Below are 24,388 nucleotides of genomic sequence, written 5' to 3'. Positions count from 1 at the left end.
CCACATGGGTACCTCTCAGCATGAAATTGTGTCGTATCCGGCGTGGATTACAGTCCGTCCAGGTGACTAACATGGGTCACATCCGGCCCCAGAAAACGACCTGCGAGCTGCGTGAACAGGCGCGGATCGCCGGTGGACTCGAAGGTCCGGGTCGGCGTTCCCGACTCCGAGAGGAGATCCATCTGACTGAGGGTCCGCAGCACATCCTTGGCGGTTTCCTCGGCTGACGACACCAACGTCACGTGTTCTCCCATGGCCAGCTGAATGACTCCACTCAGCAGGGGATAATGAGTGCAACCCAGGACGAGGGTGTCGACCCCCGCTGCCTGCAGTGGTTCGACGTAGGCCTGCGCGACGCCGAGGATCTGCCGCCCCGAGGTGATCCCCCGTTCCACGAAGTCCACGAAGCTCGGGCAGGCGGTGGCGAAGCACTCGACGGCCGGGGAAGCCGCGAACAGTTCCTGGTAGGCCCCGGAACTGATCGTCCCCACCGTGCCGATGACCCCGACCCGACCGTTTCGGGTCGTCGAGACCGCACGTCTCACGGCGGGCAGGATCACACCGATGACCGGGATCTCGTAGCGTTCGCGTGCGTCACGGAGGAACGCCGAGGTGGCGGTGTTGCAGGCGATGACAATCATCTTGCAGCCCCGACGTACCAGTTCATCCGCGACCACCATCGAGTGTTCCCGGACGCGACGGATGGGCAACGGCCCGTACGGGCCGTTGCCGGTGTCCCCGATGTAGATCATCGACTCATTCGGGAGCTGATCGACGATGGTCCGGGCGACGGTCAGTCCACCGACGCCGGAATCGAAGATCCCGATCGGAGAATCCGCCGTTGGAGGATTCTCGGCACGGACAATCTCATCTGCTGGGGTTTCCGGGGTACTCACGTCACCGATCCTATCCGCCCGCCTGCGGCGTGGATCAGTGTTTTCGCCGGGACACGGAAAAGAACACCGTGATCGGGATCGCCCCGTCAAATGCCGCCCCCTCCGCCTCAGGGGCGCCGGCGACGCAAGCGGATAGGCCCGTCGCCCCCGCGGTCATCATCCACGGAGCCCACAACCATTCTTGACCCGCGTTCCCGGTGGCCGGGCCTGTGGTCATCCGAGTTCTTTCCCGGCAGGTTCCGGGATACACTCCGCGGCCTCCGTGAACACACCTGCGTCGATCTCCGTCTCCAGCGTGAGAGCCATCCGGTCGAGCATCTTCCGACCGGTGTCGTAGGCGCCGTCCTCCGGCTGCACCGCCAACGCGATGCCGACCTCCCCACCCGGGGTCTGCAAGACACCGAACTGCCGGACCATGTAGTCGCCGGCCTCGTCGGGACCCCATCCGCCCTTGAACGGGAGGTCCGGTATCCGTCCGAGTCCGTAGGACTGCGCATCGGCAACGTGATTCATTGCAGTCAGTACAGCACCCGCCCCCGGGATGCAGGTCATCTGCTGGGCGAACCGTGCCTGATCCGTCAGCGCCCAGTCGGTCTGTCCCGCGGCGGAGAACCCGGGCCGGGTGACCTCGGGCGGAACGGTAGTGTCGTCCCCGGCTTTGCGGAGGATCTGTTCGGTAGCTGCCGCAGCATCCGCCCCGCCACCGAGGGAGGACCACAGAGTGTCCAGAGCGGCGTTGTCACTCACGGTGATCGCCCGGTCGACGGTCTCCGTGGTCGCGGTACCGCGGTACAGGACCGCCATGGACACCGGGACCTTCACCGTGGACCATGCGGGACCGACGGCGATTTCTCCCGATTCCACGACGGAGTGGCCGTCGGCGAGGGCAACTCCCACCTGACCGTCGGTGGCCGCGGCGGCGGCGATCTCATCCGCCACGCGTTGCAATTCCGGGGACTCGGGCGAGGGAGTCCGCGACGTCGATCCACCAACCCACGCCGAGGCACCTGTCGATGTCGTCTGAGAGGGCGGATCGTCGTCCACGGCCCCATCCCGGTCCCCGGTGGGAATCGTGCACGCGGACAGGATCGACGCGCACAGGATCACCCCTGTCAGTTTCTTCATGAGAGTCCACCTCTTGTGCGCGGTGCGCGCCGAACCGGATCGTCGGATGTGATGGTGGCGCCGGCGATCACTCCTCCGACCGCGCCGAACAGGTGCCCCTGCCAGGACAGTCCCGTCTGCGGCAGGAAACCGTAGACCATGCCGGAGAACGAGAAAAGGAGAATGCCGCCGACGATGATCTGGCCGAGGGAACGGTTGTAGAAGCCGCGCACCATGAGATAGCTCATCCATCCGTACACCAGCCCGGACGCGCCGATGTGGTTCGTTCCCACTCCCCCCAGCAACCAGGTTCCTAGGCCTCCAACGACCATACAGATCACGGTGACCTCGAAAAATGTTCTCCGTCCCGAGAGCCCGATGATGAAGACGGCAGCCACCCCGACTGAGGTGTTACCCATGATGTGCGCGAAACCGAGGTGCAGGAACGGTGCACTGACGATCGTGGGAAGGAACGCAGGGTCCAGCGGATGGATGCCGAAGGAGTTGAGGTAACCACCGCTGAGGATGTTGAGCAGGAATACCCCCCAGATCGTGATCACCCAGCCGAGGGTGAGGCGTACCGCCGTGCTGAGCCGCGCCCGCCCGGAAGCCAGTAGCGAGGGCGCAGGTGGGGCTGTGGCGGGGAGTCCCCAGGGGAATGTCCCGCCTGAATCGGGGACGTGGAACGCAGAACGGTCGGGGTACTGGGGCACGTTATTTTCCTCATCGTTCGTGGGCCGCCCGGTTGCGGCCGGGTCACCCCATCAGGGCGGCAAGCAGAGAATCCTGGTTGAACGCCAACCACTCCACAAGCGCGGCGCGTTCCTCCTCCGCGGCTTCCCCGTTGACCTCCCCGGAAGCGACGTACAGGCGGATGTCGTTCAGACCGGCGAGCCAGGCGTTGACCTCGGCTTCGGGCACCACGACGGCGACATTGCCGTCGGGGCCGAGCGCTTCGCTGATCACCTGGAGATTCTCGAGTTTGCCCCGGCAAATATCGTTCTCGTGGAGGCTCCGCAGCAGGGCATTGTCCCCCTCGTACTCCTCGTCACCGGCACGTTCGAAATCGGGCAGGAGCCGACGCAGTGCCGGATCCTCGGGAGCCTCCTTGTGCCCGCTGGGCATCCCGGTGAGCTCCGCGAGTTCGTCCTTCGGGGCGGACTGAGCCCTCCGGATCAGCGCCTCCGCCACGGTGGCAGCAAGGTCACCGAGGACCTCCCGCTCCATCGGTTCGAACGTGGCGGTGAATCTGGCCCGACCTCGGATCAGGCCTTTTCTGCGTTTCCAGGGTTCCATTCCTCGTGCCTCCCCTAACCAGCCTGTTGCATCGTCGCCCAGAGCCCGGCGGTGTGCAGCTTCTTCACGTCCGCCTCGACCTTGTCCTTCTCCCCCGACGAGACGACGGCCTTCCCCTCAGTGTGGACCTGCATCATCAGTTCTGTGGCACGTTTGCGGTCATATCCGAGGACGGTCTCGAACACGTAGGTGACGTAACTCATGAGATTGACCGGGTCATCCCAGACGATGCACATCCAGGGCAGGTTCTCACTCGTGAGGACCTCGACGTTCTCCGTCTCTACAGGTACTGGTGTGGGCGAACTCATGTCCACAAGACTATCCGTTTCCGTTCGGACGTGCGGGACCGCCGCAGTGTCGGCGGCGGCTCCTGTTCCCGTGGTAAGGCGCCGGTACTGTCGGTGCCCGAAACGATGGGACTACAGTGGAGTGGGTGAACCACATCACCCCGGAATCAACAGACAACCGCCGTTCCAGCGCCCTGCTGACGGACATGTACGAACTAACTATGCTGCAGGCGTCGCTGCGTGACGGTACTGCGGACCGAGAGTGCGCCTTCGAAGTCTTCGCCCGCAGACTCCCCAACGAACGCCGCTACGGCGTCGTCGCCGGTACCGAACGCGTCCTCCGCGCGGTGCAGGATTTCGTGTTCACCGAAGACCAGCTCGCGTCGCTGGATTTCCTCGACGACCGTACGCTAAACTACCTGCGCAACTACCGTTTCTCGGGCCAGATCGACGGCTATCGCGAGGGCGAGCTCTACTTCCCGTACTCCCCGATCCTCACGGTCCGCGGCACCTTCGCCGAGTGTGTTCTCCTGGAGACTGTTGTCCTCTCCATCATGAACGCCGACTCCGCCGTGGCATCCGCCGCAGCCAGGATGGTCACGGCGGCGAACGGTCGGAAGATCATCGAGATGGGATCCCGCCGGACCCATGAGTACGCCGCTGTGGCCTCCTCCCGCGCGGCGTATCTCGCGGGCTTCGACTCCACTTCAAACCTCGAAGCCGCACACCGTTACGGGATCCCAGCCGGTGGTACCGCCGCGCACTCCTGGACGCTCCTCCACGTCAACGAGGACGGGAGCCCGAATGAGGAAGCCGCGTTCCAGGCCCAGATCGATTCCCTCGGTGTGGCGACCACCCTCCTGGTTGATACCTACGACATCACCCACGGCGTCGAGACCGCGGTGAGGGTCGGCGGGCCTAACCTCGGGGCGGTCCGGATCGACTCCGGCGACCTCGGTATGCTGACCCGGCAGGTACGTCGCCAGCTGGACTCTCTGGGCAACCACAACACCAAGATCGTCGTCTCCTCTGACCTCGATGAATTCGCCATCGCCGGACTGTCCGGCGATCCTGTGGACATCTACGGTGTCGGCACCTCCGTCGTCACCGGCTCCGGCGCCCCGACGGCGGGCATGGTGTACAAGTTGGTCGAGGTCGACGGCAAGCCCGTCGCCAAGCGCTCGCGCAACAAGGCCAGCCGTGGCGGCGCAAAGCGGGCGTTGCGCACGCACCGTGACACGGGGACCGCGGTCGAGGAGATCGTCCTGCCGATCGGCGCCAAAACCCCTGACGTGGGGACGCTGACCGCCCGGGAACTGACTATCCCGATGGTGCGGGACGGTAGACCCGTGGACGGACTGCCCACCCTGAACGAGTCCCGGGAGTACCTGGCCGCGCAACTGGTCACCCTCCCGTGGGAGGGTCTCGCACTGTCCCGTGACGAGCCGGCGCTCAGCGCCCGCTTCGTCGGGTTCTGACCCTCTCGCAGTCATAGCCCGAGAGTACGGCCCCGGAATACCTCAGCGTTCCGGGGCCGTACTCTCGTCCAACCGCTGCGGTACCTCCGTCCGCGCCTCCTGCACCAACCCAGGGGTGCCGTCGACCGAGACCGTACGATGAACTCCGTCTCTTGGTCGACCGGCGGTTAGACTGCAGGACAGCCCATTCCACGCAGTCGCAATCAGCCCGGTTCCCGGCCGCTAAGGAATGCCCCTCTGACTCCTCAAACCCCTGCGGGAAGGATCCATGCCCGAAACTGCCCTCTCGCCCGATACCGTTCATCTTCTCGACGCTGCGGTGGCCGCTATCGGTGGAATCACGCGCCCCGGCCAGGTCGCGATGCTGAAGGCAGTGACGAAGGCGATGCGCGAGGAGCGGCACCTTGCGGTGCAGGCGGGCACGGGCACGGGGAAGTCGCTGGCGTATCTCATCCCGGCACTGGCGCACGCGCAGGCAACGGGAACCACGGTGGTTGTGTCGACGGCGACGATCGCCCTCCAACGTCAGTTGGTGGAGCGTGATCTCCCCCGCCTGGCGGATGCGCTGGAACCCGTGATAGGCAGGCGCCCGACCTTCGCGATCCTGAAGGGTCGATCAAACTACCTGTGTCTGAACAAGATCAGCCGGCCTGAGGCCTCGGAGGAGGCGTTGATCGACGAAGCGGACCTGTCCTGGATGGGCCGGCACATCGTGCGCCTCAATGAATGGGCGCAGGAGACGGAGAGCGGCGACCGTGATTCCCTCGACCCCGGTGTCCCGGACCTGGCGTGGAAGCAGGTCAGTGTCACGGCGCGGGAGTGCCTGGGGGCGAGCCGCTGCCCGCACGGGGAGAATTGCTTCGCGGAGGCCGCCCGTTCTGAGGCTCAGGATGTGGACGTGGTGGTGACCAACCACGCGCTGCTCGCCATCGATGCTCTGTCGGAGGGCACGATCCTTCCGGAGCATGAGGTGGTGGTCATCGACGAGGCCCACGAGCTGGACGGCCGGATCACGGCGGTGGCGACAGCGGAGATCTCCGGCCCGGCGTTGACACTGCTGGCCAAGCGTGCGGGGAAGCTCGGCGCGGAGGGTCGCGAGGAGAAGGTGACCGACCTGGCCGGGGACTGGGAGAAACTCGTCAGGGCCCTTCCCGAGGGCAGGTGGAATGTGATTGATCCTTCAGCGACATCACTGCTCACAGCGCTACGCGATGCCCTGTGGTCACTGCGCCAGTCCATCGCGCGCAGCCCCGACGGGGAGGTCTCCAACGATCCGGCGACGGCTGCGGAACGGCAGTCCGTGGCAACAACCCTGCAGGAGATCCACGATTCGATCGTCCGTATCCTGGAGGTCTTCGCGATCGATGATCCGACGAAGCAGCAGGACGTGGTGTGGCTGAACCGGGATGATCGGCGGGGCGACACCCTGCGGGTCGCGCCGCTCTCTGTCGCAGGACTGCTGGCCTCGCGGCTGTTCGCGGAACAGACGGTGGTCCTGACCTCCGCCACACTGACCCTCGGCGGGCGCTTCGACGCCATGGCTGCAGCGTGGGGGCTCGCGCGTGGCTCCTATGACAGCCTTGATGCCGGCACCCCGTTCAACCCGGCGAAGGCCGGGATCCTCTACACGGCGCGCAACCTGCCGGATCCGGGCCGGGATGGTCTTCCGGATCAGACGCTCGACGAGATCGCCGCTCTGATCACCGCAGCGGGCGGGCGGACACTGGGGTTGTTCTCCTCCCGGCGCGCCGCGGAGCAAGCGGCGCAGGCGATGCGGATGCGGCTACCGTTCGACATCCTCTGCCAGGGTGACGATGGCACGGGGGCTCTGGTGGAGCGCTTCGCGAAGAGCGAGAACACCTGCTTGTTCGGCACGTTGTCCCTGTGGCAGGGCGTCGATGTCCCGGGCCGGACTTGTTCGCTCGTCATCATCGACCGGATCCCCTTCCCGCGCCCCGATGATCCGCTGCTGCAGGCACGGAAGGACGCTGCGGACGCGGATGGGCGGAACGGATTCATGGAGGTCGCCGCGAGTCACGCCGCGTTGCTCATGGCGCAGGGCGCGGGGCGGCTGCTGCGCCGTACCGATGACCGCGGTGTCGTCGCCGTCCTTGACAACCGCCTGGTCACCCGCCGCTACGGTTCTTTCCTCATCAACTCGATGCCCCCGTTCTGGCGGACCACCGATCCCACGGTCGTGCGCGGTGCCCTCGAAAGGCTGGTTTCCCGGTGATCTACCCCGCGTGTTCCCTACCCGAGCTCCTGTTCACTGGCTCTCTCCCGAGCACCCCGGCGATCACGGACCTGCAGCGCACTGTGACGTACCGGCAGCTCGCCGGGGAGGTGTCCCGTGCCGCCGGCGCACTCGTCGACCGTGGCGTCCGCGCAGGCGACCGTGTCGCGGTGCAGCTGCCCAACGGGATCGATTTCGCGGTCGCGTTCCACGCGGTGCTGTCGGTCGGTGCGACGGTGGTGCCGATCGGGATGCAGGTCACGGCGGAGGACCTGGAGTGGCAGGTCCAGCGCGCAGGTGGCGTTCTGCTCATCGACGCCGGTGTCGTTCAGGAACTACGTGCGGCACGGGCCACAGCGATCCGGCCCCGCCCCGTGGACCCGGATTCCGTGGCGGTGCTGCCCTTCACCTCGGGGACGACGGCGACCCCGAAGGCGATTCAACTGACGCACCGGAACATCGTGTCGAACACGATGCAGTTCTCCCGGGTGTTGCCGTTGGATGCGGGTGAGGCGTGTATGTCCGTGCTGCCGTTCACCCACGCCTACGGCATGACTTCTCTGCTCAATGCCCCGCTACACCTGCGCGGACACATCATCGCCGAGCCATTTGAGGCACAGCGGTTCCTGCGCGGGCACGGTGAACATGGCGTGGTGCTCTGCTTCATCGCACCGCCGCTGGGGCGGCTGCTGGCCCACCACCCGCTCGCCGCGGAGACCGATTTCTCGGCGCTGCGCACCGTCATCAATGGTGCCGCCGCCCTCGATCCGATTCTCGCGCGGAACATCGGTAGCCGTACCGGGGCGCGCGTGATCCAGGGATACGGGCTGACCGAGGCATCCCCGGTAACCCATCTCGCCATCGACCCGGACTGTCCTCCCGACACTATCGGTCGCCCACTCCCGGACACGCTGGACCGGATCGTCGATCCGGAGTCGGGCCGGGATGTCGCCCCCGGCGACGCCGGGGAATTGTGGGTTCGAGGCCCGCAGGTCATGGCCGGTTATCTGGATGATCCGGAGCGAACCGCCGAGCGGTTCCGGGACGGTTGGTTACGCACCGGTGATTGGGCGGAACGTGACGGAACCGGCGGTATCCGACTCATCGACCGGATCAGCGACGTCATCAATTCCCGGGGATTCCAGGTCTCTCCCTCCAAGTTGGAGCGCATCGTCACTGCGCTCCCCGGAGTCGCGGACTGCGTGGTCGCCCGCGGGTTCACGGTTGATGGCGACGAGTGCCCCGTCGCCTTCGTGTCCGCAGCGGAGGGAGTGCACCTGGATCGGGAGACGATCCTGTCCGACGTCGCAGCACGAACAGCACCCTACGAACGCATCCGTGTCGTGGAACTCGTGGACAGTGTTCCGCGAACAGCGGCAGGTAAGGTACAGCGGCACTTGCTGCCCACGATCCACCTCGACACGTGAGTGCTGTTTCCCGGGCGCGCCTCTGTGCAGGTGGATAAGCTGGTGGGCATGAGCGAGATGACCTGGCCAGTTCCCCTGGAAACCCTGACCGATGGTGTGGTCCGCCTGCGTCAACCCTGCGACGGCGACATCCCCGATGTGTACGCGACCGCCGTTGATCCGCTGTCGGTCAACTTCACCTCCGTCCCGGAGAAGTACACCCGCGCCATGGCTGCGGATTACCTCCGTGAATGCGCGGGGAACCCGGACTTGGCGTTCTGGGCAATCGAACTCACCGGTGATCCCGGGCACTACGCCGGAAATATCGCACTCCGTCTCGTCGATCCTGTGGTCGGTACGGTCGCCGTGAGTTACGCGACTGCGCCGTGGGCACGCGGTCGACGGATCATGCCCCGCGCGCTGGAGCTCGTCGTCGACCATGCACTGGCCCACGGTGTTCACCGCATCGAGCTGCACACCTTCGTCGACAATGTCCGGTCTCGATCCGTTGCCGAACGCTGTGGTTTCACGTTCGAGGGCGTTCAGCGGCAAGCTGCGCTCCACCGGGACCGGTACGTGGACACCGCGCACTATTCACTGCTGGACACTGACCGATCCACCTGATTGCCACGATCTTTCCCGGCGGCAATAGGAGCGGACCGAGCCGGTCAGCCGCTGACGGGGTGACAGGGAGCCGTTGAGCGGGCCGGATTTTCCCGGCCTTCGGGCGTGAAGATGTCCTCTATCCGCACCCCGAACAGGTCCGCAAGTGCGAAGGCGAGTGGGAGCGAGGGGTCGTATTTTCCGCGTTCGATCGCGTTGACCGTCTGTCGGGATACCCCCAGCAGGTCCCCGAGTCGGGCCTGGCTCAGGCCCGCGGTTCTGCGCCGTTCCGGTAGGTTGTTCCGCATCGTCAGTTGTTCCACCTCGACCAGAGGCCGAGCCGGAGGTTCAGCGCGACGGCCGCGATGGCCCAGGCTGTCGCGTAGACCGGCCAGACGAACATGTAGGTGATGTCGGGCGCACCGAGGAACACCTGTGCGCACCCGTAGCTGAAGGTGGTCGCGGAACCACCCGCGAAGGCGATCGCCAACGCTCTGAGTGTGATGCTGAACTCGAACTCGTCCTGGTCGGCGCACATGGCCGTCGCCCCGCCGAGAACAAGCACCACGCCTGTGACGATGAGGATGAACGCGAGTTCCCGGGCGAACGGCGCGGAGCCGCCGACGACGGCGATCGCGAGCAGCAGGAACACGAAGTATCCGACCATCGACACGGCGAAGGTGCGCTGTCCCCGCCGGAGCTGGTTCCACCGTCTCTGTGACGGGTGAGCTCGGGCCCCATCGCGGTCATCGCGGTACGCGTTCATCGTTCCTCGGTATCTTCTCTCGGCCCAGAGGCGCCAGGGCAACCATCAGCGATTGTGTCGACGTCCGCTGACGCTAGCCCCGGACCCCGAAGCTGTCAAGTGGGCTTGACACTCGGTCCCGGTGTCCGGGACTGCCCTGAGACCCGGAACGATCAGCTACACCCGCGCATGTGGAGCGCTTCGCCGCGGAAGCCCGCGGGGTCGGAAGCGGGGGCGGACGTGACGAACAGGTTGTAAATCACCGCGTTGTCCGGCATCGGTCGGGCCTCTGTCTGCCCCTCGACTCTCAGCTGGAACACGATCGACCGGCCCCGGCTGTCGGTGCTCCACACATTGTATTCACCGGGCCCGTTAATCCTGTTCGGTTCCTGCCAGCCTTGCAGGTCCGGATACGCAGCACGCAGCTCACCGGCAGTGTCCCCGATGCCGATACCTCGGTCGGTCATCCACTCCCCGGGACGGGGGAACCGGGTGGTCACCACGGGCACGGTCATGATCTCCCCCTCCCGTGCAATGAGCCCGACGTCCGGAGATCCCGGGAGCACGCCTTCCCATTGGTAGCACTTCCCGGCCCCGGAGTAGTCCGGACGAGCCTTGGTCCGCGAAACCCCCGGGCCGTCCAGTGCGCTCGCGCTCTCCCCCAGCTTCAGGGGCCCGTAGCCGTCGAAACTGACCACCATCTTCCCTTGGGCCGCAGGAGCCTTCTCAACCGGCGGTGTGCAGGCGCACAGTTCGATCACGGTGATCGTCCCGGTTGTACCGCTGTCATCGCCCGTGAACGTGATCTTCCAGTACAAACCGTCACTGGCGGAGTACCAGACCAGCCACGAATCACCCTGGATACGCTCCTTCGCTACCGGATCGCCGAACAGTTCAGTGGCACGGCGGAGCGGACTTCCCGCACCGAGGCCGTCGACCGTCACCGAATCCCCGAGGGGAACGATCGCGACCAGCATGCCCTCGTCGTTGAAGTACCAGCGGCAGTCCCGCCAGACGATCACCACCCGATCCCCCTCGGAGGACCCCTCCGACAACGTGGGGAAGTCGGCGTGTGCCGCCCGGGCCTCGACAATGGACGCCCCGAGTCCGATCCCGTAGACACCCGAATCACTCAACCGCTCACGCAGCGTCGCCGCCGACCGCGCAGCGGACAACCTCGTGATCAATTGGGCAATGTTGTCCGCGGTAACGAACGTTCCCCCGCCAGCCTCCGCGATCTCCACCAACTGCCGATTACTGGTCTTCAGCCCCACGGTGTTCACCGTCACCTCAGGATGATTCCTCCTGATGCTGCGGGCGGCCTCGGCCGGATCACCGGCCCCGCAGGTATCCTCCCCGTCCGACAGCAACACGATCGTCGCCTCACCGGCATCAGGAAGCTGCTGCTCCGCCTGCTCAAGAGCCAGTTTCAGCGGTGTGTACCCCAGTGCATCCACACCCACGATCACGTCCCGCGCTGCATCCCGCTGCCCGGTACCCAACGGAAAATGGGTCGTGACGTCGGCACAGGCCTTCGCCAGCCCCTCTGCGGACGCATCCCCGACACTATCCGGCACGGTGTCGCCGAAGGTGATCAGCGACAGCGGGGTGTCCTCCTCCAAGACGTCGAGCAACGCGAGAGAAGCCTGTTCCGCCGCGTTCAGTCGCGTCGACCCACCGGCATCATCGTTGAGCATGCTGCTCGAGGCATCGTAGATCAGAATGACGGGTGCTCCGGCACCCTCTGCGGTCTCTCCGGGAACCACTGTGGAGGACACACCGGGACTTGTGGTCTCGGTGGGGCCGGAGGGCCCACCACAACCACTGATCAACGGAACCGGTAGAACCAGGGCGCACGTCAAAGCAGCCAAGCGTACAGAGAACATGAAGATGTCCACCTCCGGGATCAGGGCACCACAGCCAGGACAACCGGCTCAACGACCGGCTCCACCATCAGCGGACGATGATTCGCACGCAAAACAGCAGGGGTTCGGTACCTCTACTAATTTTACGGCTCTCACCAGCCTAAACAACCCCTCAATTCCCAGGGCCCACCCCTTGACAGGCGGTCGAGCAAGTCGGGCGAGCCAGCACACACACCACCGCGAAATGCAGCTACTAAGCCACCGGAGGAATCAGAGCCGCGACGAGAACGAGAACGGTCACGGCCATCTCCCCGAACCCGATGGTGCGCGGACGCCACGGTGTACCGCGGCGTTCAGCATGCCAGGGCATCCACCAGGCGCGCAGGGCGACCACCAAGAAGGCCGGAACCGCGAGGAAAGTCACCAGTCCCGCCACGGCGAACACGGCCACCGCCACGGCGGCTACCAGGTGATAAGCGACGGAACCAATGAACCAGGCCCGGTCTCCGCGTTTCCGGATCAGTGTTTTCACGTAGGGAATGGTGCCGCAGAAGTACAGGGCGATCACCACGGTGGACACCCACAGGCGCGTCGTCATCGGGTCACCGGCGGCCCACGCGGTGACCGGAATCATCGCGCAACTCGCGAGCACGGTGGACTCCCCGGAGGCGAGGGACCGGGGGCGCCTGTTCCACGCCTCCCAGATCGCGACAGCGACGAGGGGTCCGAAGACCAGCGCGAAGATGAGGATCGTCGGCCGCATGGCGACGACCACCGCCGAGGCGATCACGCAGATGATGCCGTAGGTCACGAGCGGCGCGACATAGCGCTGTTTACGGGGCCCGCGGGCCTTCATCCAGAGACCGGCGGCGAAGAAGGCGAAGTAGCCGACGAACCAGGCCACGGCGAGCGGGACGTGGATCAGTGCGGGACGGGCGACGCTGATCCCCACCACCAGCGGGATGATCACCATCACCCACGCGCCGTGCTGGTCCGGTATCCAGCCGGCGTTGCCGCCCTTCTTCCTCTTGGGCTTCGCCTTCGTTTCGGTGTGTGCGGAAGACTGGGTCATTTCTGACGGTGTCCTTTCGGCTGTCGGATGACGTCGCGGTTCCCCGTTTCCCGGGATCCGCGGCGCTGCCCATACCGTCGGCCGAACTGAACCCGGCACGAAAAAGAGGGTGTCATCTCCCTGATCGTCCTCCGGAGCGCGGAGGCCTGACTACAGCGTCGACCACAGGCGCATGCCGACGCGGATACGGTCCCCGGCCGGGGACCTGTTGCCCATGGTATCCGGTGAGGCTTCCCTCATCCAGCCTGCCGGTCAGTGCAGCGGCACCCGCCGCAGCGAACCGTCGGACAGCCCGGCCTCATCGATCTCCTCCCGGGAGATACCCATGATGTGCAGGACCTCGTCGAGGAACGGATGGTTAACGGCCGCATCAGCGACCTCACGGAGCGCGGGCTTCGCGTTGAATGCGATGCCGAGGCCCGCGGCGGACAGCATGTCGATGTCGTTGGCCCCGTCCCCGACGGCGACGGTCTGATGCATACCGAGGCCCGAATCAGCGGCGAACTCCGCGAGGAACTCGGCCTTCGCCGCGCGGTCGACGACCTTTCCGATGACGCGGCCCGTGAGCTTGCCGTCCTCGATCTCGAGGGTGTTGGCCCGGACGTAGTCGAGTTCGAGGTCCGCCGCGAGCCCCTCGAGCACCTGGATGAAGCCACCGGATACGACCGCCGTCTTATATCCCATGCGCTGCAAGGTACGGATGGTCGTGCGGGCGCCCGGGGTCAGGACAATGTCGCGGGCAACATCGTCGATGACGGAGGCATCCAACCCGGCCAGGACGGCGACGCGTTCACGCAGGGATTCCTCAAAATCGATCTCTCCGCGCATAGCGCGGGCCGTTACTTCGGCGACCTCCTTCTCCTTGCCCGCGTGTGCCGCGAGCATCTCGATGACCTCGCCGGTGATGAGAGTGGAGTCGCAGTCGAAGCAGATGAGGTTCTTCGCGTAGCGGACGAGACCCGCACGTTCGATCGCAATGTCGACACCGATCTCCTGGGTCAGGGTGGCGAGCGCTTTGCGCAGGGCGACACCGCCGCCGGGCTTCGGGTCAGCGACCGTGACCTTGAGTTCCAGACCGGTGACCGGGTAATCCGCGATTCCCCGGATCGTGTCGATGTTCGCCCCATAGTCGGCGAGGGTTTGACCGATTCGGGAGATGTGCTCCGCGGTGACCGGGTTACCGAGAACGACGACGGCGTGCGTCGACAGGGCGCGGGTAGATCGCAGTGAATCCTGCACCTCGACGGTGACGGTCTGTCCGTAGGAACGGAGCGTCCCCGAGAGCCCCTCGGTGAGGGTCTCCAGATCCTCCGGGCCACATCCCACGAAAGCGGCGAGGTTCAGCCGCCCCCGGAAGAGCGACTGTTCGACGTCGAGAACCTGGACTCTGTGGGCGGCCAACACGCGGAAGAACGCCGCGGAAACCCCCTGGCGGTCGCGGCCGACGACGGTCACGACGGCCGGAACGGATCCGGGCGGAAGGGTAACGGTGATGTCCTGGACGGCGGGGGCAACGGTACGGGCAGCGGTTTTGGTTGTCTGGCTCACGAGCCCATTGTTCCATGCCATCTGACCCCAGACAGACATCACCCCCGCAGGAACCTGGGCTCCTGTGGGGGTGATGGTGCGTATGTCATTCGGTGGTCAGACCTCTTTCGGTAGGTCCGTCTGACCGCGTCGTACCGGGGTCGACCTACCTGGTCTTCTCCAGTACCGGGGAGTCACCCGCCGGGCGCCCGACGTGCGCCTCGGCGCGCATGCGCTCAACCATGTGCGGGTAGTGCAGCTCGAACGCGGGGCGCTCGGACCGGATACGCGGCAGCGAGGTGAAATTGTGGCGCGGGGGCGGGCAGCTGGTTGCCCACTCGAGGGAGTTTCCGTAGCCCCAGGGATCATCGACGGTGACGATCTCACCGTAGCGCCAGGACTTGAACACGTTCCAGATGAACGGGATCACGGACAGACCGAGGATGAATGCGAACACCGTGGAGATCTGGTTGTAGATGGTGAAGCCGTCGCTCTCGAGGTAGTCGGCGTACCGACGCGGCATACCCATGTTGCCCACCCAGTGCTGGATGAGGAAGGTGCCGTGGAAGCCGATGAACGTCAGCCAGAAATGGATCTTGCCGAGACGTTCGTTGAGCATCCGGCCCGTCATCTTCGGGAACCAGAAGTACACACCAGCGTAGGACGCGAACACGATCGTGCCGAACAACGTGTAGTGGAAGTGGGCGACGACGAAGTAGGTGTCCGAGATGTGGAAGTCCAGCGGCGGTGAAGCGAGCATGATGCCCGTCAGCCCACCGAAGAGGAAGGTGACCAGGAAGCCGAAGGCGAAGATCATCGGGGTTTCCCAGGTCAGGTGTCCACGCCACATCGTGCCCAGCCAGTTGAAGAACTTCACGCCGGTGGGAACCGAGATGAGGAACGTCATGAAGGAGAAGAACGGCAGCAGGACAGCTCCGGTGACGAACATGTGGTGCGCCCAGACCGCCATGGATAGAGCGGCGATGGACAGTGTCGCGAAGACGAGGCCGGCGTAACCGAAGACTGGCTTGCGGGAGAACACCGGGACCACCTCGGAAATGATTCCGAAGAACGGCAACGCCAGGACGTAGACCTCCGGGTGACCGAAGAACCAGAAGAGGTGCTGCCAGAGAATGGCTCCGCCGTTGGCCGGATCATAGATATGGCCTCCGAGCTTACGGTCGTAGAGGACTCCGAGGGCGGCAGCGGTCAGCATCGGGAAGATCATCAGCGCCAGGATGGACGTGACGAAGATGGTCCAGGTGAAGACCGGAAGGCGGAACATGGTCATACCGGGTGCGCGGAGGCACAGGATGGTCGTAATCATGTTGACGGCAGAGAGAATAGTGCCGACGCCACCGGCGCCGACGCCGACGATCCACATGTCCGCTCCGACACCGGGCGTATGCGCGGCATCGGACAGCGGCGAGTACATCGTCCAGCCGAAGTCAGCGGCACCACCGGGGGTCGCGAAACCGGACAGCATGATGATTCCGCCGCCGGTGGTCAGCCAGAAGCCGAAAGAGTTGAGGCGCGGGAACGCCACGTCGGGCGCGCCGATCTGGAGAGGCATAACGAAGTTGGCGAATCCCCAGACGACCGGGGTTCCGTACAGCAGCAGCATCACTGTGCCATGCATGGTGAACAGCTGGTTGAACTGCTCGTTGGAGAAGATCTGCATTCCGGGATAGAACAGCTCTGCACGAATGAGCAGGGCCATGAATCCACCGAGGAAGAAGAAGCTGAAGGACATCATGATGTACATGACGCCGAGGAGCTTGTGGTCCGTGGTGGTGAGCATCAACCAGGCAAGACTGCCCTTTCGACCGGTTCCCTTCGGAGCCGGTCGTGATGGAGCGACAACCTGGTCGCTCCGTTTCTCTACAGCGGTCATTTGGTTCCTCCTGACTACGCAGTAGCCCTGATCAGCCAGGGCCACCCATGTTTCACGCTGACTTGATAGTAAAGGATCGCTTCGGGCGGTTCCAGCCGCGCGAGGAGCGCTATGTCCCAGCACACACCGGTTTTATGTCGCCCGCTCAACACTCCTTTCAGCGTCGTTGCCGGTGGGTGGCGTGGAGGCTCGGGAAATCGGAATCAGTCTGTGACTTCTGACACCTTTGTGGCAGGTGTGATAATCCTGCACTTTACCTCTGATTGGAGGTGGTTTTTCACCCCCGCCCGGGTTAGAGCTAAAGGTGTAGACGCCACTCCAGGGACAAAAGCTCCCCCCCTCAAAGAGCACCACCCGACACGACACAGAAGACCCCGCCACGGTTTGTGCCCGTGACGGGGTGGCTTCGGCGAACGTATCAGAAGTCCCAGTCGTCATCTTCCGTCGACTCTGCCTTACCTATGACATAGGAGGAACCTGAACCCGAGAAGAAGTCGTGGTTCTCATCGGCGTTCGGGGAGAGCGCCGAGAGGATGGCAGGCGAGACGCGGCACTCATCCGCGGGGAAGAGCGCCTCATACCCGAGATTGTTGAGGGCCTTGTTGGCGTTGTACCGGAGGAAGCGTTTGACATCCTCGGTCCACCCGAGATCATCGTAAAGGTCCTCGGTGTAGCCGATCTCGTTGTCGTAGAGATCATAGAGCAGATCGAACGTGTACTCCTTCAGCTCATCCCGCTCCACCTGGGTGAGCTGCTCCTGCCCCTTCTGGTACTTGTACCCGATGTAGTAGCCGTGCACGGCCTCGTCCCGGATGATCAACCGGATCACGTCTGCAGTGTTGGTGAGCTTCGCGTGGCTCGACCAGTACATCGGGAGATAGAACCCGGAGTAGAAGAGGAAGGATTCGAGAAGCGTCGAGGCAACCTTCCGTTTCAGAGGATTGTCGCCCTCGTAGTAGGAGAGGATGATTCGGGCCTTCTTCTGCAGCGCCTCGTTTTCCTCGGACCACCGGAAGGCGTCGTTGATCTCCTGGGTCGACGCCAGGGTCATAAAGATAGAGGAATAACTCTTGGCGTGGACCGACTCCATGAACGCGATGTTCGTGTATACGGCCTCTTCATGCGGGGTGAGCGCATCCGGAATCAGCGAAACCGCACCGACCGTGCCCTGGATCGTGTCCAGCATGGTCAATCCGGTGAACACCCGCATGGTGGTCTGCTGCTCAAGCGCGGTGAGCGTGTTCCAGCTCTTGATGTCGTTGGACAGCGGTACTTTCTCGGGTAGCCAGAAGTTGCCCACCAACCGGTCCCAGACCTCGAGGTCCTTGTCATCAGGGATCGTGTTCCAGTTGATCGCAGCTATCGGACAGGGGCGGGCCTCGGGATGCTTCTCTCGGTGCGCCGGGGTTGAGGGGGGACAGTCCTGGGCCATGTGCATTCCTTTACTGACGGATCTTCTTCTCTGCCGATGTGACGCGGGGATGTCGCACCGCATCAGCAACCGGGGGGCTGCTCGCAGTAGCGGCACACCAACATTTCAGTGGCGCGACGCCCGCGATACCGGCTCCGGGTCGACCATACCGCTTCAGCGGACTCCGGTGGGTGGACACCAGCAGCCGACTCCGCCACAGTTCAGCGGAATGACCGCACGCTTCCCCGATCACGACAAACTCCTCCCCTTCTCCACAACCAGAAAATGTGATTTGCAACACCCAGGGTGCCCTGACCTGCATGTTTCACGCCCTCACAGCCCCGATGCGCGAAAAGCCGGAATGGCCCACGTAAAATATCCCCGACCACCAACAGTTCTCGGCGCCAGAACCGCTACGCCAAGACATCTAACACCCCCGCCACGCTGGCCATTTATACAGTTGGCGAAGTGATGAATATCTCTCACAGACCCCCCGAGTTAGGGCCCTGAAACGGCCATCATCAGACTGGAATCTAGTCCCAAAAACGTCGCCATACTAAGCCATACCAAACCCCAAAAAACCTAGTTAAGCTGGGCTTTACTTACATGCGCAGCCCAAGGAAGTGACTTACCATGAGAAACATGAAAATCAACACGAAGCTTGAAACGGAAATGAACAAACAGGTCACCGCTGAGCTGGAGGCCGCAATGACCTACCTGCAGCTGTCCTACCTCCTCGACAGCCTCGGGCTGACCGGCATGCGGGACTGGATGAAGGCCCAGTCCGAAGAGGAGTTGGGGCACGCACAGCGCTTCGCCGACCACATGCTCGCTCGTGACTGCGTACCGGCCGTCGGTGTCATCAGTGCGCCCGACCTGAAGATCAATTCCGCAGCCGATGCATTCGAGGCTGCGCTGAAGCACGAGCAGAAGGTCTCCGGAATGATCCGCGACCTCACCCGGCTCGCCGCGGAAGAGGGCGATCTCGACTCTCGCCCGCTGCTGGACTCCTTCCTCGCGGAGCAGGTCGAGGAAGAAGCCACCTGCAAGGAGATCCTCGACCGCTTGCGACTCGCCGGCGACGACGGATCCGGCGTCCTCCGCATCGACGCCGAACTGGGCGAGCGCGACAGCGATACCCTCTGACCTTCCTGTCCGGGTGACGTGAAGAACCGGGCGTCGGCCACCACAATGGTTGCCGACGCCCGGTTTTCTTCATCTCCGTTCCGCTCTTACGTCCCGGGGGCCCGGTGCCGTCCTGTCGCGCGGCAAATGACGGCGACGACATCCTGGACCGGCGCGGAGTTGTCGATGGTGATGCCCAGCTCCCCTGCGGCGAGCGGTTCAAGGGCCTCTAGCTGCGAATCCAGCAATGCCGCGGTCATGAAGTGTCCCGTCCGCGCATCCAGGCGGCGCTTCGTGAGGCCTGGGTCCGTGGCGAGATGGACGAACCAGACGACGCCCTCGGCGTCCTCGAGGATCTTCCGGTAGGACCGCCGGAGAGCGGAGCATGCGATGACGGTCCCCGTCCCAGCGAGAGCACGGGAGGTCATCCAGTTCTGGACCGCTAGAAGCCACGGACGGCGGTCTTCGTCGCTGAGCGGTTGCCCGGACGTCATTTTCCGGATGTTCGCAACCGAGTGGAAGTCATCGGCGTCGACCATCTCGAGGCCACATGTGTCCGCATATGCACGAGCCACAGTGCTCTTCCCGCATCCCGACACCCCCATCACAACCACGTGGTCCGGCGGGCGGTTGCCCGTCCTCCCCACTGTCCCGGATGTGTTCGACACCGGGTCGCTCCTAAGCAAGGTGCCCTCCGAGCAGATACACGGCCACCGCACAGCCGAATCCGATCACGGCGATCAGAGTCTGATTGACCGTCCAGGTCCGCAGTGTCGTCGCGGGATCCATTCCCATCAGCCGACCGACCAGCCAGAATCCCGAATCATTGACGTGTGAGGCCGCAACGGAGCCGGCTGCGGTCGCGAGGACGATTGCAGCAAGCTGCACCCCGGTCAGGTCGGCCGCGGCGACCGCGGGCGCCATGAGTGCCGCCGCCGTCGTCAATGCGACCGTCGCGGAACCCTGGGCCACCCGGAGGGCTACCGCCGCGAGGAACACCGCAAGGATCAACGGGACCCCGAGATCCCCGAGTGCCTCCGCGAGTGCATCCCCGATACCGGTGGCACGGAGGACACCACCGAACATGCCACCGGCGCCAGTGACGAGGATAACCGAGGCCACGGGGGCAAGCGCCCCATCGAACGCGCGCTCCACGGCCTCCCGCTCCATCCCCCGCAGGACACCCAGGATGACCGCGGCCACGAGCGTGGTGAGCAACAACGCAACCGGTGTGGAGCCGAGGAACCGGAACGTCTGAACCCATGCAGCGCCAGGCTCGACCCAGCCTTCGGTGCCCGCCATGTCCAGACCGGTATTCCCGAAGATGAGAAGGAGCGGTAGTACCAGGATCGCGAGCACCGTAGCCGTCCCGGCTGGTTTGCCGGGTAGCTCGCTATCGCCGATCTCCGGGCCTCCGGCTAGGAGGGAGGGAACTGCGAGCGGAAACCGCCGACCACAGTGGACGCCCCACCTGTAGCCGGAGAAGTACCAGACGGGGAATACGATGAGGAGCCCGATGAGCAGCACCAGTCCGAGATCCGCGCTGTACAGTTCCGCGGCCGCTATCGGGCCGGGGTGTGGGGGCAGGAAAACATGCATGACGCTGAAGGCGCCAGCCGCGGGGATCCCGTACCGCAAGACAGGCTCCCCCAGTCGACGGGCGACCGCGAACACGACGGGAAGCATGACGATCAGCCCGGCGTCGAAGAAGATCGGGAAGCCCATGATGAGGGATGCGATGCCGAGGGCGAGGGGTGCACGGTTGTCGCCGAAGGTCCCGGTCAGTGACTCAGCCAGACTGCGGGCACCACCGGATATCTCGACAAGGCGCCCCAGCATCGCTCCCAGTCCGACGAGGAGCGCAACACCGGCGAGCGTTCGCCCGAAGCCCTCGGTCATGGTAGGCAGGACAGCGGCCACCGGGAGCCCCGCGGCGAGCGCAGTTCCCGCTGAAACGAGAACCAGCACCAGAAAAGCGTGCATCTTCAGCCTGATCACCAGAAAGAGGATCACCGCGATCGCCCCCACCGCGATTCCTAGGAGGGGCGCGGTGCCCATCGTCTGCTGCCAGGTATCCATCCGGATTCTCCATCCTCGCCGTGCCTGTCGAGCATGTCACATATGGCGGTACTTCTGACGCATGTCTCGCTCAATTGTCCGGTGTTCGGGACACTACACCGAATTTAATAGCACCTTTTGCTCTAGCTGCCCATTTCCGGGGTTATAAAAATAGCGCATGTCCAGCATGAGTCCACGACCTTCCCCCATTGGGGGCCACCCGAGATGCGGCGACCACAGCTCTAACCTGTGAGGCAGTTATGCTGATGCACACATTCCTGACACCGGAGCCCAATAATCGCCCAATGCAAATAGCGGCGCGATACGGCTGTCCGGGCAACCGCCGTCCACAGAAGCAGAGTATTTCCCACAATGACCACACGCACCCAGACTCGTCCACCATTGCTGGACAGCGTCCTTGACCAGCTCGGATCCGAAATCGTCAGTGGCCAGCTGGCCCCGGGAGAGACCTTCACTCTGCAGGACATATGCAAACGCTTCACCATCTCTCGGACCGTCGCACGAGAGACGATGCGGGCACTGGAGCACCTTCACCTAGTGTCCTCCTCGAGGCGCATCGGCCTCACCGTCCAGGCACCGTCCGAGTGGGAGGTGTTCGACAGCAACGTCATCCGCTGGCGCCTCGAATCCCCCACTGAACGGACCGGGCAGCTCGTCTCCCTCACCAGTCTGCGTGAGGCAGTCGAACCGATCGCGGCCAGGTCGATGGCACTCTCAGGAACCCCCACCGAACGGGCACGGCTCCGGGAACTCGCCGCCACCTTACGCAGACTCGGCCACGAGGGGCGCGGGGCCACCGCCGAGTTCCTGGACGCCGACATCGAGTTCCACACACTGCTGCTCACCGCGTCCCGGAACGAAATGTTCGCTGCACTGGCGACGACGGTCGCCACGGTACTCGCCGGACGCACCGATCTCGGCCTGCAACCGGAGTACCCCAACGATGACGCCATGGACATGCACGAGGCTCTCGCGGACGCTATTCTCCACGGCGACCCGGCGGAAGCGGAGCGACAGGCCCGTGCGCTGGTGACCGAGGTGGGCACCGCCCTGGCGCTGCGTAAGGAAGCCTGACCCGAAAGCCCCACACCAGAAGAGCTCCCCACCGGATGGTCCCGGTGGGGAGCTCTTCATTTCCATGATTCGGACAGAATCAGAGCATGCAGCTCACACAGCCCTCAACCTCGGTACCGATGAGCGCGGTCTGGCGGAGACGGATGTAGTAGATGGTCTTGATCCCCTTGCGCCACGCGTAAATCTGGGCGCGGTTGATCTCACGGGTGGTGGCCGTGTCCTTGAAGAACAGTGTCAGGGAGAGTCCCTGGTCCACGTAGCGAGTGGCGACCGCGTAGGTGTCGATGATCTTCTCGTAGCCGATCTCGTACGCATCCGCGTAGTACTCGAGGTTGTCGTTGGTCATGTACGGAGCCGGGTAGTAGACGCGACCGATCTTGCCTTCCTTCCGGATCTCGATCCGGGAAGCGATCGGGTGGATCGACGACGTCGAGTTGTTGATGTACGAGATGGAGCCCGTCGGGGGAACGGCCTGTAGGTAGCGGTTATACATCCCGTATTCGGCGATGTCTGCCTTGAGCTGCGCCCACTCCTCCGCGGTCGGAGTGTGGATTGATGATGCGGCAAACAGCTCCTTCACCCGGTCGGTCTTCGGCTCGAACTCCGCCGGATCGTACCGGTCAAAGAAGCTGCCATCGGCATAGTCGGAATCGCTGAACCCTTCGAACGTCTCGCCGCGTTCGCGGGCAATCGCCATCGAGGCGCGGAGACACTCGTACATGACGGCCGCGAAGTAGGCGTTGGTGAAGTCGAGACCCTCCTCCGAGCCGTAGTGGATCCGCTCTCGGCCGAAGTAACCGTGCAGGTTCATCTGGCCGAGGCCGATGGCGTGGGCAGCGTCGTTGCCCTTGCGGATCGACGGAACCGAGTCGATGGAGGTCTGCTCACTGACCGCGGTCAAGCCCCGGATCGCGGTCTGGATCGTGCCGGAGAAGTCCGGGGAATCCATGGCCTTGGCGATGTTCATGGAACCGAGGTTGCAGGAGATGTCCTCACCGATGTGCTCGTAGGTGAGGTCTTCATTGTAGGTCGACGCGGTCGAGACCTGCAGGATCTCGGAGCAGAGGTTGGACAGTGTGATCCGGCCCCTGATGGGGTTGGCCCGGTTCACGGTGTCTTCGAACATGATGTACGGGTAGCCGGACTCGAACTGGATCTCCGCCAGTGTCTGGAAGAACGCGCGCGCGTTGATCTTGGTCTTCCGGATGCGGGGATCCTCGACCATCTCTGCGTAGTGCTCGGTGACGGAGATATCCGCGAAAGGCTTGCCGTACACCCGCTCGACGTCGTAGGGCGAGAACAGGTACATGTCGTCGTTGTTCTTCGCGAGCTTGAAGGTGATGTCGGGGATCACGACTCCGAGGGAGAGGGTCTTGATGCGGATCTTCTCATCAGCATTCTCTCGCTTGGTGTCCAGGAACTTCAGGATGTCCGGGTGGTGCGCGTTGAGGTAGACGGCACCCGCTCCCTGCCGAGCACCCAGCTGGTTGGCGTAGGAGAAGGAATCCTCGAGCAGCTTCATGACGGGTATGACACCGGAGGACTGGTTCTGGATTTTCTTGATCGGCGCGCCGGCCTCACGGAGATTGGACAACAGCAGCGCCACGCCACCGCCGCGCTTCGACAGCTGCAGTGCGGAGTTGATGGCGCGGCCGATGGATTCCATGTTGTCCTCGATACGCAGGAGGAAACAGCTCACGGGCTCACCGCGCTGTGCCTTACCTGAGTTGAGGAAGGTAGGGGTCGCGGGCTGAAAGCGACCGGTCATGATCTCATCGACGAGCCGGCTGGCGAGACTCTTGTCTCCCGCGGCGAGGGTCAACGCGACCATGCACACGCGGTCCTCGTAACGCTCCAGGTAACGACTGCCGTCGAAGGTCTTCAGGGTGTAGGACGTGTAGTACTTGTAGGCGCCTAGGAACGTCTGGAACCGAAACTTGTGGGCGTACGCCTGCTTGAACAGCGTCTTGATGAACTCGAAGTCGTACTGTTCCACGACCTCGGACTCGTAGTAGTCGTTCTCGAGGAGGTAGCGGAACTTCTCCTCAAGGTCGTGAAAGAACACGGTGTTCAGGTTCACGTGCTGCAGGAAGAACTGGTTCGCGGCCTCACGGTCCTTGTCGAACTGGATCTTGCCCTCGTCGTCATAGAGGTTGAGGAGGGCGTTGAGGGCATGATAATCGAGCTTGTCCGACTTTTGTACGGGTTCAGCCACGGTTTTTCCGATCTCTGACATGTTTCTCCTGGTTTTCCGCGTCTGCGGCGGGTTGTTGGGGTAAACGGCGAAAAGAAT

At 64.0% G+C, this 24,388-nt stretch carries 21 protein-coding genes; 6 read left to right on the top strand and 15 right to left on the bottom strand.

Going from position 1 to position 24,388, the window contains the following annotated elements; all coding sequences use genetic code 11:
- Window positions 1–47: 47 nt before the first annotated feature.
- The 5 genes from murI to clpS form a co-directional block, all read right to left on the bottom strand.
- Window positions 48–896, bottom strand: a complete 849-nt coding sequence (gene murI, locus JDV76_RS10590; protein ID WP_248140974.1) for a glutamate racemase — start codon at window positions 894–896, stop codon at window positions 48–50.
- Between the two features lie 213 nt (window positions 897–1,109).
- The gene (locus JDV76_RS10585) at window positions 1,110–2,021 is read right to left on the bottom strand and encodes a serine hydrolase (RefSeq protein WP_198736870.1); all 912 of its coding nucleotides are present in this window, start codon (window positions 2,019–2,021) and stop codon (window positions 1,110–1,112) included.
- On the bottom strand, window positions 2,018–2,713 hold the full coding sequence (locus tag JDV76_RS12690) for a rhomboid family intramembrane serine protease (RefSeq protein ID WP_198736869.1): 696 nt from the start codon (window positions 2,711–2,713) through the stop codon (window positions 2,018–2,020). Before JDV76_RS12690 ends, JDV76_RS10585 begins: the two co-directional genes overlap by 4 nt.
- A 43-nt stretch (window positions 2,714–2,756) precedes the next feature.
- Window positions 2,757–3,296: a DUF2017 domain-containing protein gene (locus tag JDV76_RS10575; protein ID WP_198736868.1), complete on the bottom strand. Its 540-nt coding sequence runs from the start codon at window positions 3,294–3,296 to the stop codon at window positions 2,757–2,759.
- Between the two features lie 14 nt (window positions 3,297–3,310).
- Entirely contained in the window at window positions 3,311–3,604 is a 294-nt protein-coding gene (gene clpS / locus JDV76_RS10570; protein ID WP_198736867.1) for an ATP-dependent Clp protease adapter ClpS, read from the bottom strand.
- A gap of 134 nt (window positions 3,605–3,738) precedes the next feature.
- On the opposite strand from clpS, the gene JDV76_RS10565 reads away from it, so the two are divergent.
- The 4 genes from JDV76_RS10565 (at window position 3,739) to JDV76_RS10550 (ending at window position 9,324) form a co-directional block, all read left to right on the top strand.
- On the top strand, window positions 3,739–5,061 hold the full coding sequence (locus JDV76_RS10565) for a nicotinate phosphoribosyltransferase (RefSeq protein WP_376993023.1): 1,323 nt from the start codon (window positions 3,739–3,741) through the stop codon (window positions 5,059–5,061).
- 268 nt (window positions 5,062–5,329) lie between these two features.
- Window positions 5,330–7,294, top strand: coding sequence for an ATP-dependent DNA helicase (locus tag JDV76_RS10560; RefSeq protein ID WP_198736865.1), 1,965 nt, complete (start codon window positions 5,330–5,332; stop codon window positions 7,292–7,294).
- Window positions 7,291–8,721: an AMP-binding protein gene (locus JDV76_RS10555; RefSeq protein ID WP_198736864.1), complete on the top strand. Its 1,431-nt coding sequence runs from the start codon at window positions 7,291–7,293 to the stop codon at window positions 8,719–8,721. The genes JDV76_RS10560 and JDV76_RS10555 overlap by 4 nt, the downstream gene beginning before the upstream one ends.
- A 48-nt stretch (window positions 8,722–8,769) precedes the next feature.
- A complete protein-coding gene (locus JDV76_RS10550) occupies window positions 8,770–9,324 on the top strand; it encodes a GNAT family N-acetyltransferase (protein ID WP_198736863.1) in 555 nt (184 codons plus the stop codon).
- Between the two features lie 44 nt (window positions 9,325–9,368).
- Here the strand turns inward: JDV76_RS10550 and JDV76_RS10545 are convergent, their stop codons facing one another.
- The 7 genes from JDV76_RS10545 to nrdF all read right to left on the bottom strand — a co-directional run bounded on the left by JDV76_RS10545 (window position 9,369) and on the right by nrdF (window position 17,838).
- Window positions 9,369–9,611, bottom strand: coding sequence for a helix-turn-helix transcriptional regulator (locus tag JDV76_RS10545; protein WP_198736862.1), 243 nt, complete (start codon window positions 9,609–9,611; stop codon window positions 9,369–9,371).
- A 2-nt stretch (window positions 9,612–9,613) separates the two neighbouring features.
- Window positions 9,614–10,069, bottom strand: a complete 456-nt coding sequence (locus tag JDV76_RS10540; RefSeq protein ID WP_198736861.1) for a hypothetical protein — start codon at window positions 10,067–10,069, stop codon at window positions 9,614–9,616.
- Window positions 10,070–10,221: 152 nt separating this feature from the next.
- A complete protein-coding gene (locus JDV76_RS10535) occupies window positions 10,222–11,826 on the bottom strand; it encodes a VWA domain-containing protein (protein ID WP_198736860.1) in 1,605 nt (534 codons plus the stop codon).
- A gap of 340 nt (window positions 11,827–12,166) precedes the next feature.
- Window positions 12,167–12,985: a YwiC-like family protein gene (locus JDV76_RS10530; protein ID WP_198736859.1), complete on the bottom strand. Its 819-nt coding sequence runs from the start codon at window positions 12,983–12,985 to the stop codon at window positions 12,167–12,169.
- Between the two features lie 252 nt (window positions 12,986–13,237).
- Window positions 13,238–14,533, bottom strand: coding sequence for a phosphoserine phosphatase SerB (gene serB / locus JDV76_RS10525; RefSeq protein ID WP_376993013.1), 1,296 nt, complete (start codon window positions 14,531–14,533; stop codon window positions 13,238–13,240).
- Between the two features lie 145 nt (window positions 14,534–14,678).
- Window positions 14,679–16,406, bottom strand: a complete 1,728-nt coding sequence (gene ctaD, locus JDV76_RS10520) for an aa3-type cytochrome oxidase subunit I (protein WP_198736857.1) — start codon at window positions 16,404–16,406, stop codon at window positions 14,679–14,681.
- A gap of 418 nt (window positions 16,407–16,824) precedes the next feature.
- The gene (gene nrdF / locus JDV76_RS10515; protein ID WP_198736856.1) at window positions 16,825–17,838 is read right to left on the bottom strand and encodes a class 1b ribonucleoside-diphosphate reductase subunit beta; all 1,014 of its coding nucleotides are present in this window, start codon (window positions 17,836–17,838) and stop codon (window positions 16,825–16,827) included.
- Window positions 17,839–18,459: 621 nt separating this feature from the next.
- Here nrdF and JDV76_RS10510 point away from each other — a divergent pair.
- Window positions 18,460–18,963 carry a ferritin gene (locus tag JDV76_RS10510; protein WP_198737015.1) on the top strand — a complete coding sequence of 168 codons (504 nt, stop codon included), beginning with the start codon at window positions 18,460–18,462 and terminating at the stop codon, window positions 18,961–18,963.
- Between the two features lie 86 nt (window positions 18,964–19,049).
- Here the strand turns inward: JDV76_RS10510 and JDV76_RS10505 are convergent, their stop codons facing one another.
- Window positions 19,050–19,547 (bottom strand): gluconokinase, encoded by a 498-nt coding sequence (locus tag JDV76_RS10505; protein WP_198737014.1) that lies wholly within the window; start codon window positions 19,545–19,547, stop codon window positions 19,050–19,052.
- A 73-nt stretch (window positions 19,548–19,620) separates the two neighbouring features.
- Window positions 19,621–21,021, bottom strand: a complete 1,401-nt coding sequence (locus JDV76_RS10500; protein WP_198736855.1) for a GntP family permease — start codon at window positions 21,019–21,021, stop codon at window positions 19,621–19,623.
- A 351-nt stretch (window positions 21,022–21,372) separates the two neighbouring features.
- On the opposite strand from JDV76_RS10500, the gene JDV76_RS10495 reads away from it, so the two are divergent.
- The gene (locus tag JDV76_RS10495; RefSeq protein ID WP_198736854.1) at window positions 21,373–22,095 is read left to right on the top strand and encodes a FadR/GntR family transcriptional regulator; all 723 of its coding nucleotides are present in this window, start codon (window positions 21,373–21,375) and stop codon (window positions 22,093–22,095) included.
- A 79-nt stretch (window positions 22,096–22,174) separates the two neighbouring features.
- On the opposite strand, the gene nrdE is transcribed toward JDV76_RS10495, so the two are convergent.
- On the bottom strand, window positions 22,175–24,331 hold the full coding sequence (gene nrdE, locus JDV76_RS10490; protein WP_198736853.1) for a class 1b ribonucleoside-diphosphate reductase subunit alpha: 2,157 nt from the start codon (window positions 24,329–24,331) through the stop codon (window positions 22,175–22,177).
- Window positions 24,332–24,388 lie beyond the last annotated feature (57 nt).

Origin of the sequence: Corynebacterium marambiense (assembly GCF_016342275.1) — a bacterium.
GTDB lineage: Bacteria > Actinomycetota > Actinomycetes > Mycobacteriales > Mycobacteriaceae > Corynebacterium > Corynebacterium marambiense.
Note: the sequence above shows the minus strand (reverse complement) of the source record. Positions and strands in the feature narration are given on the sequence as shown.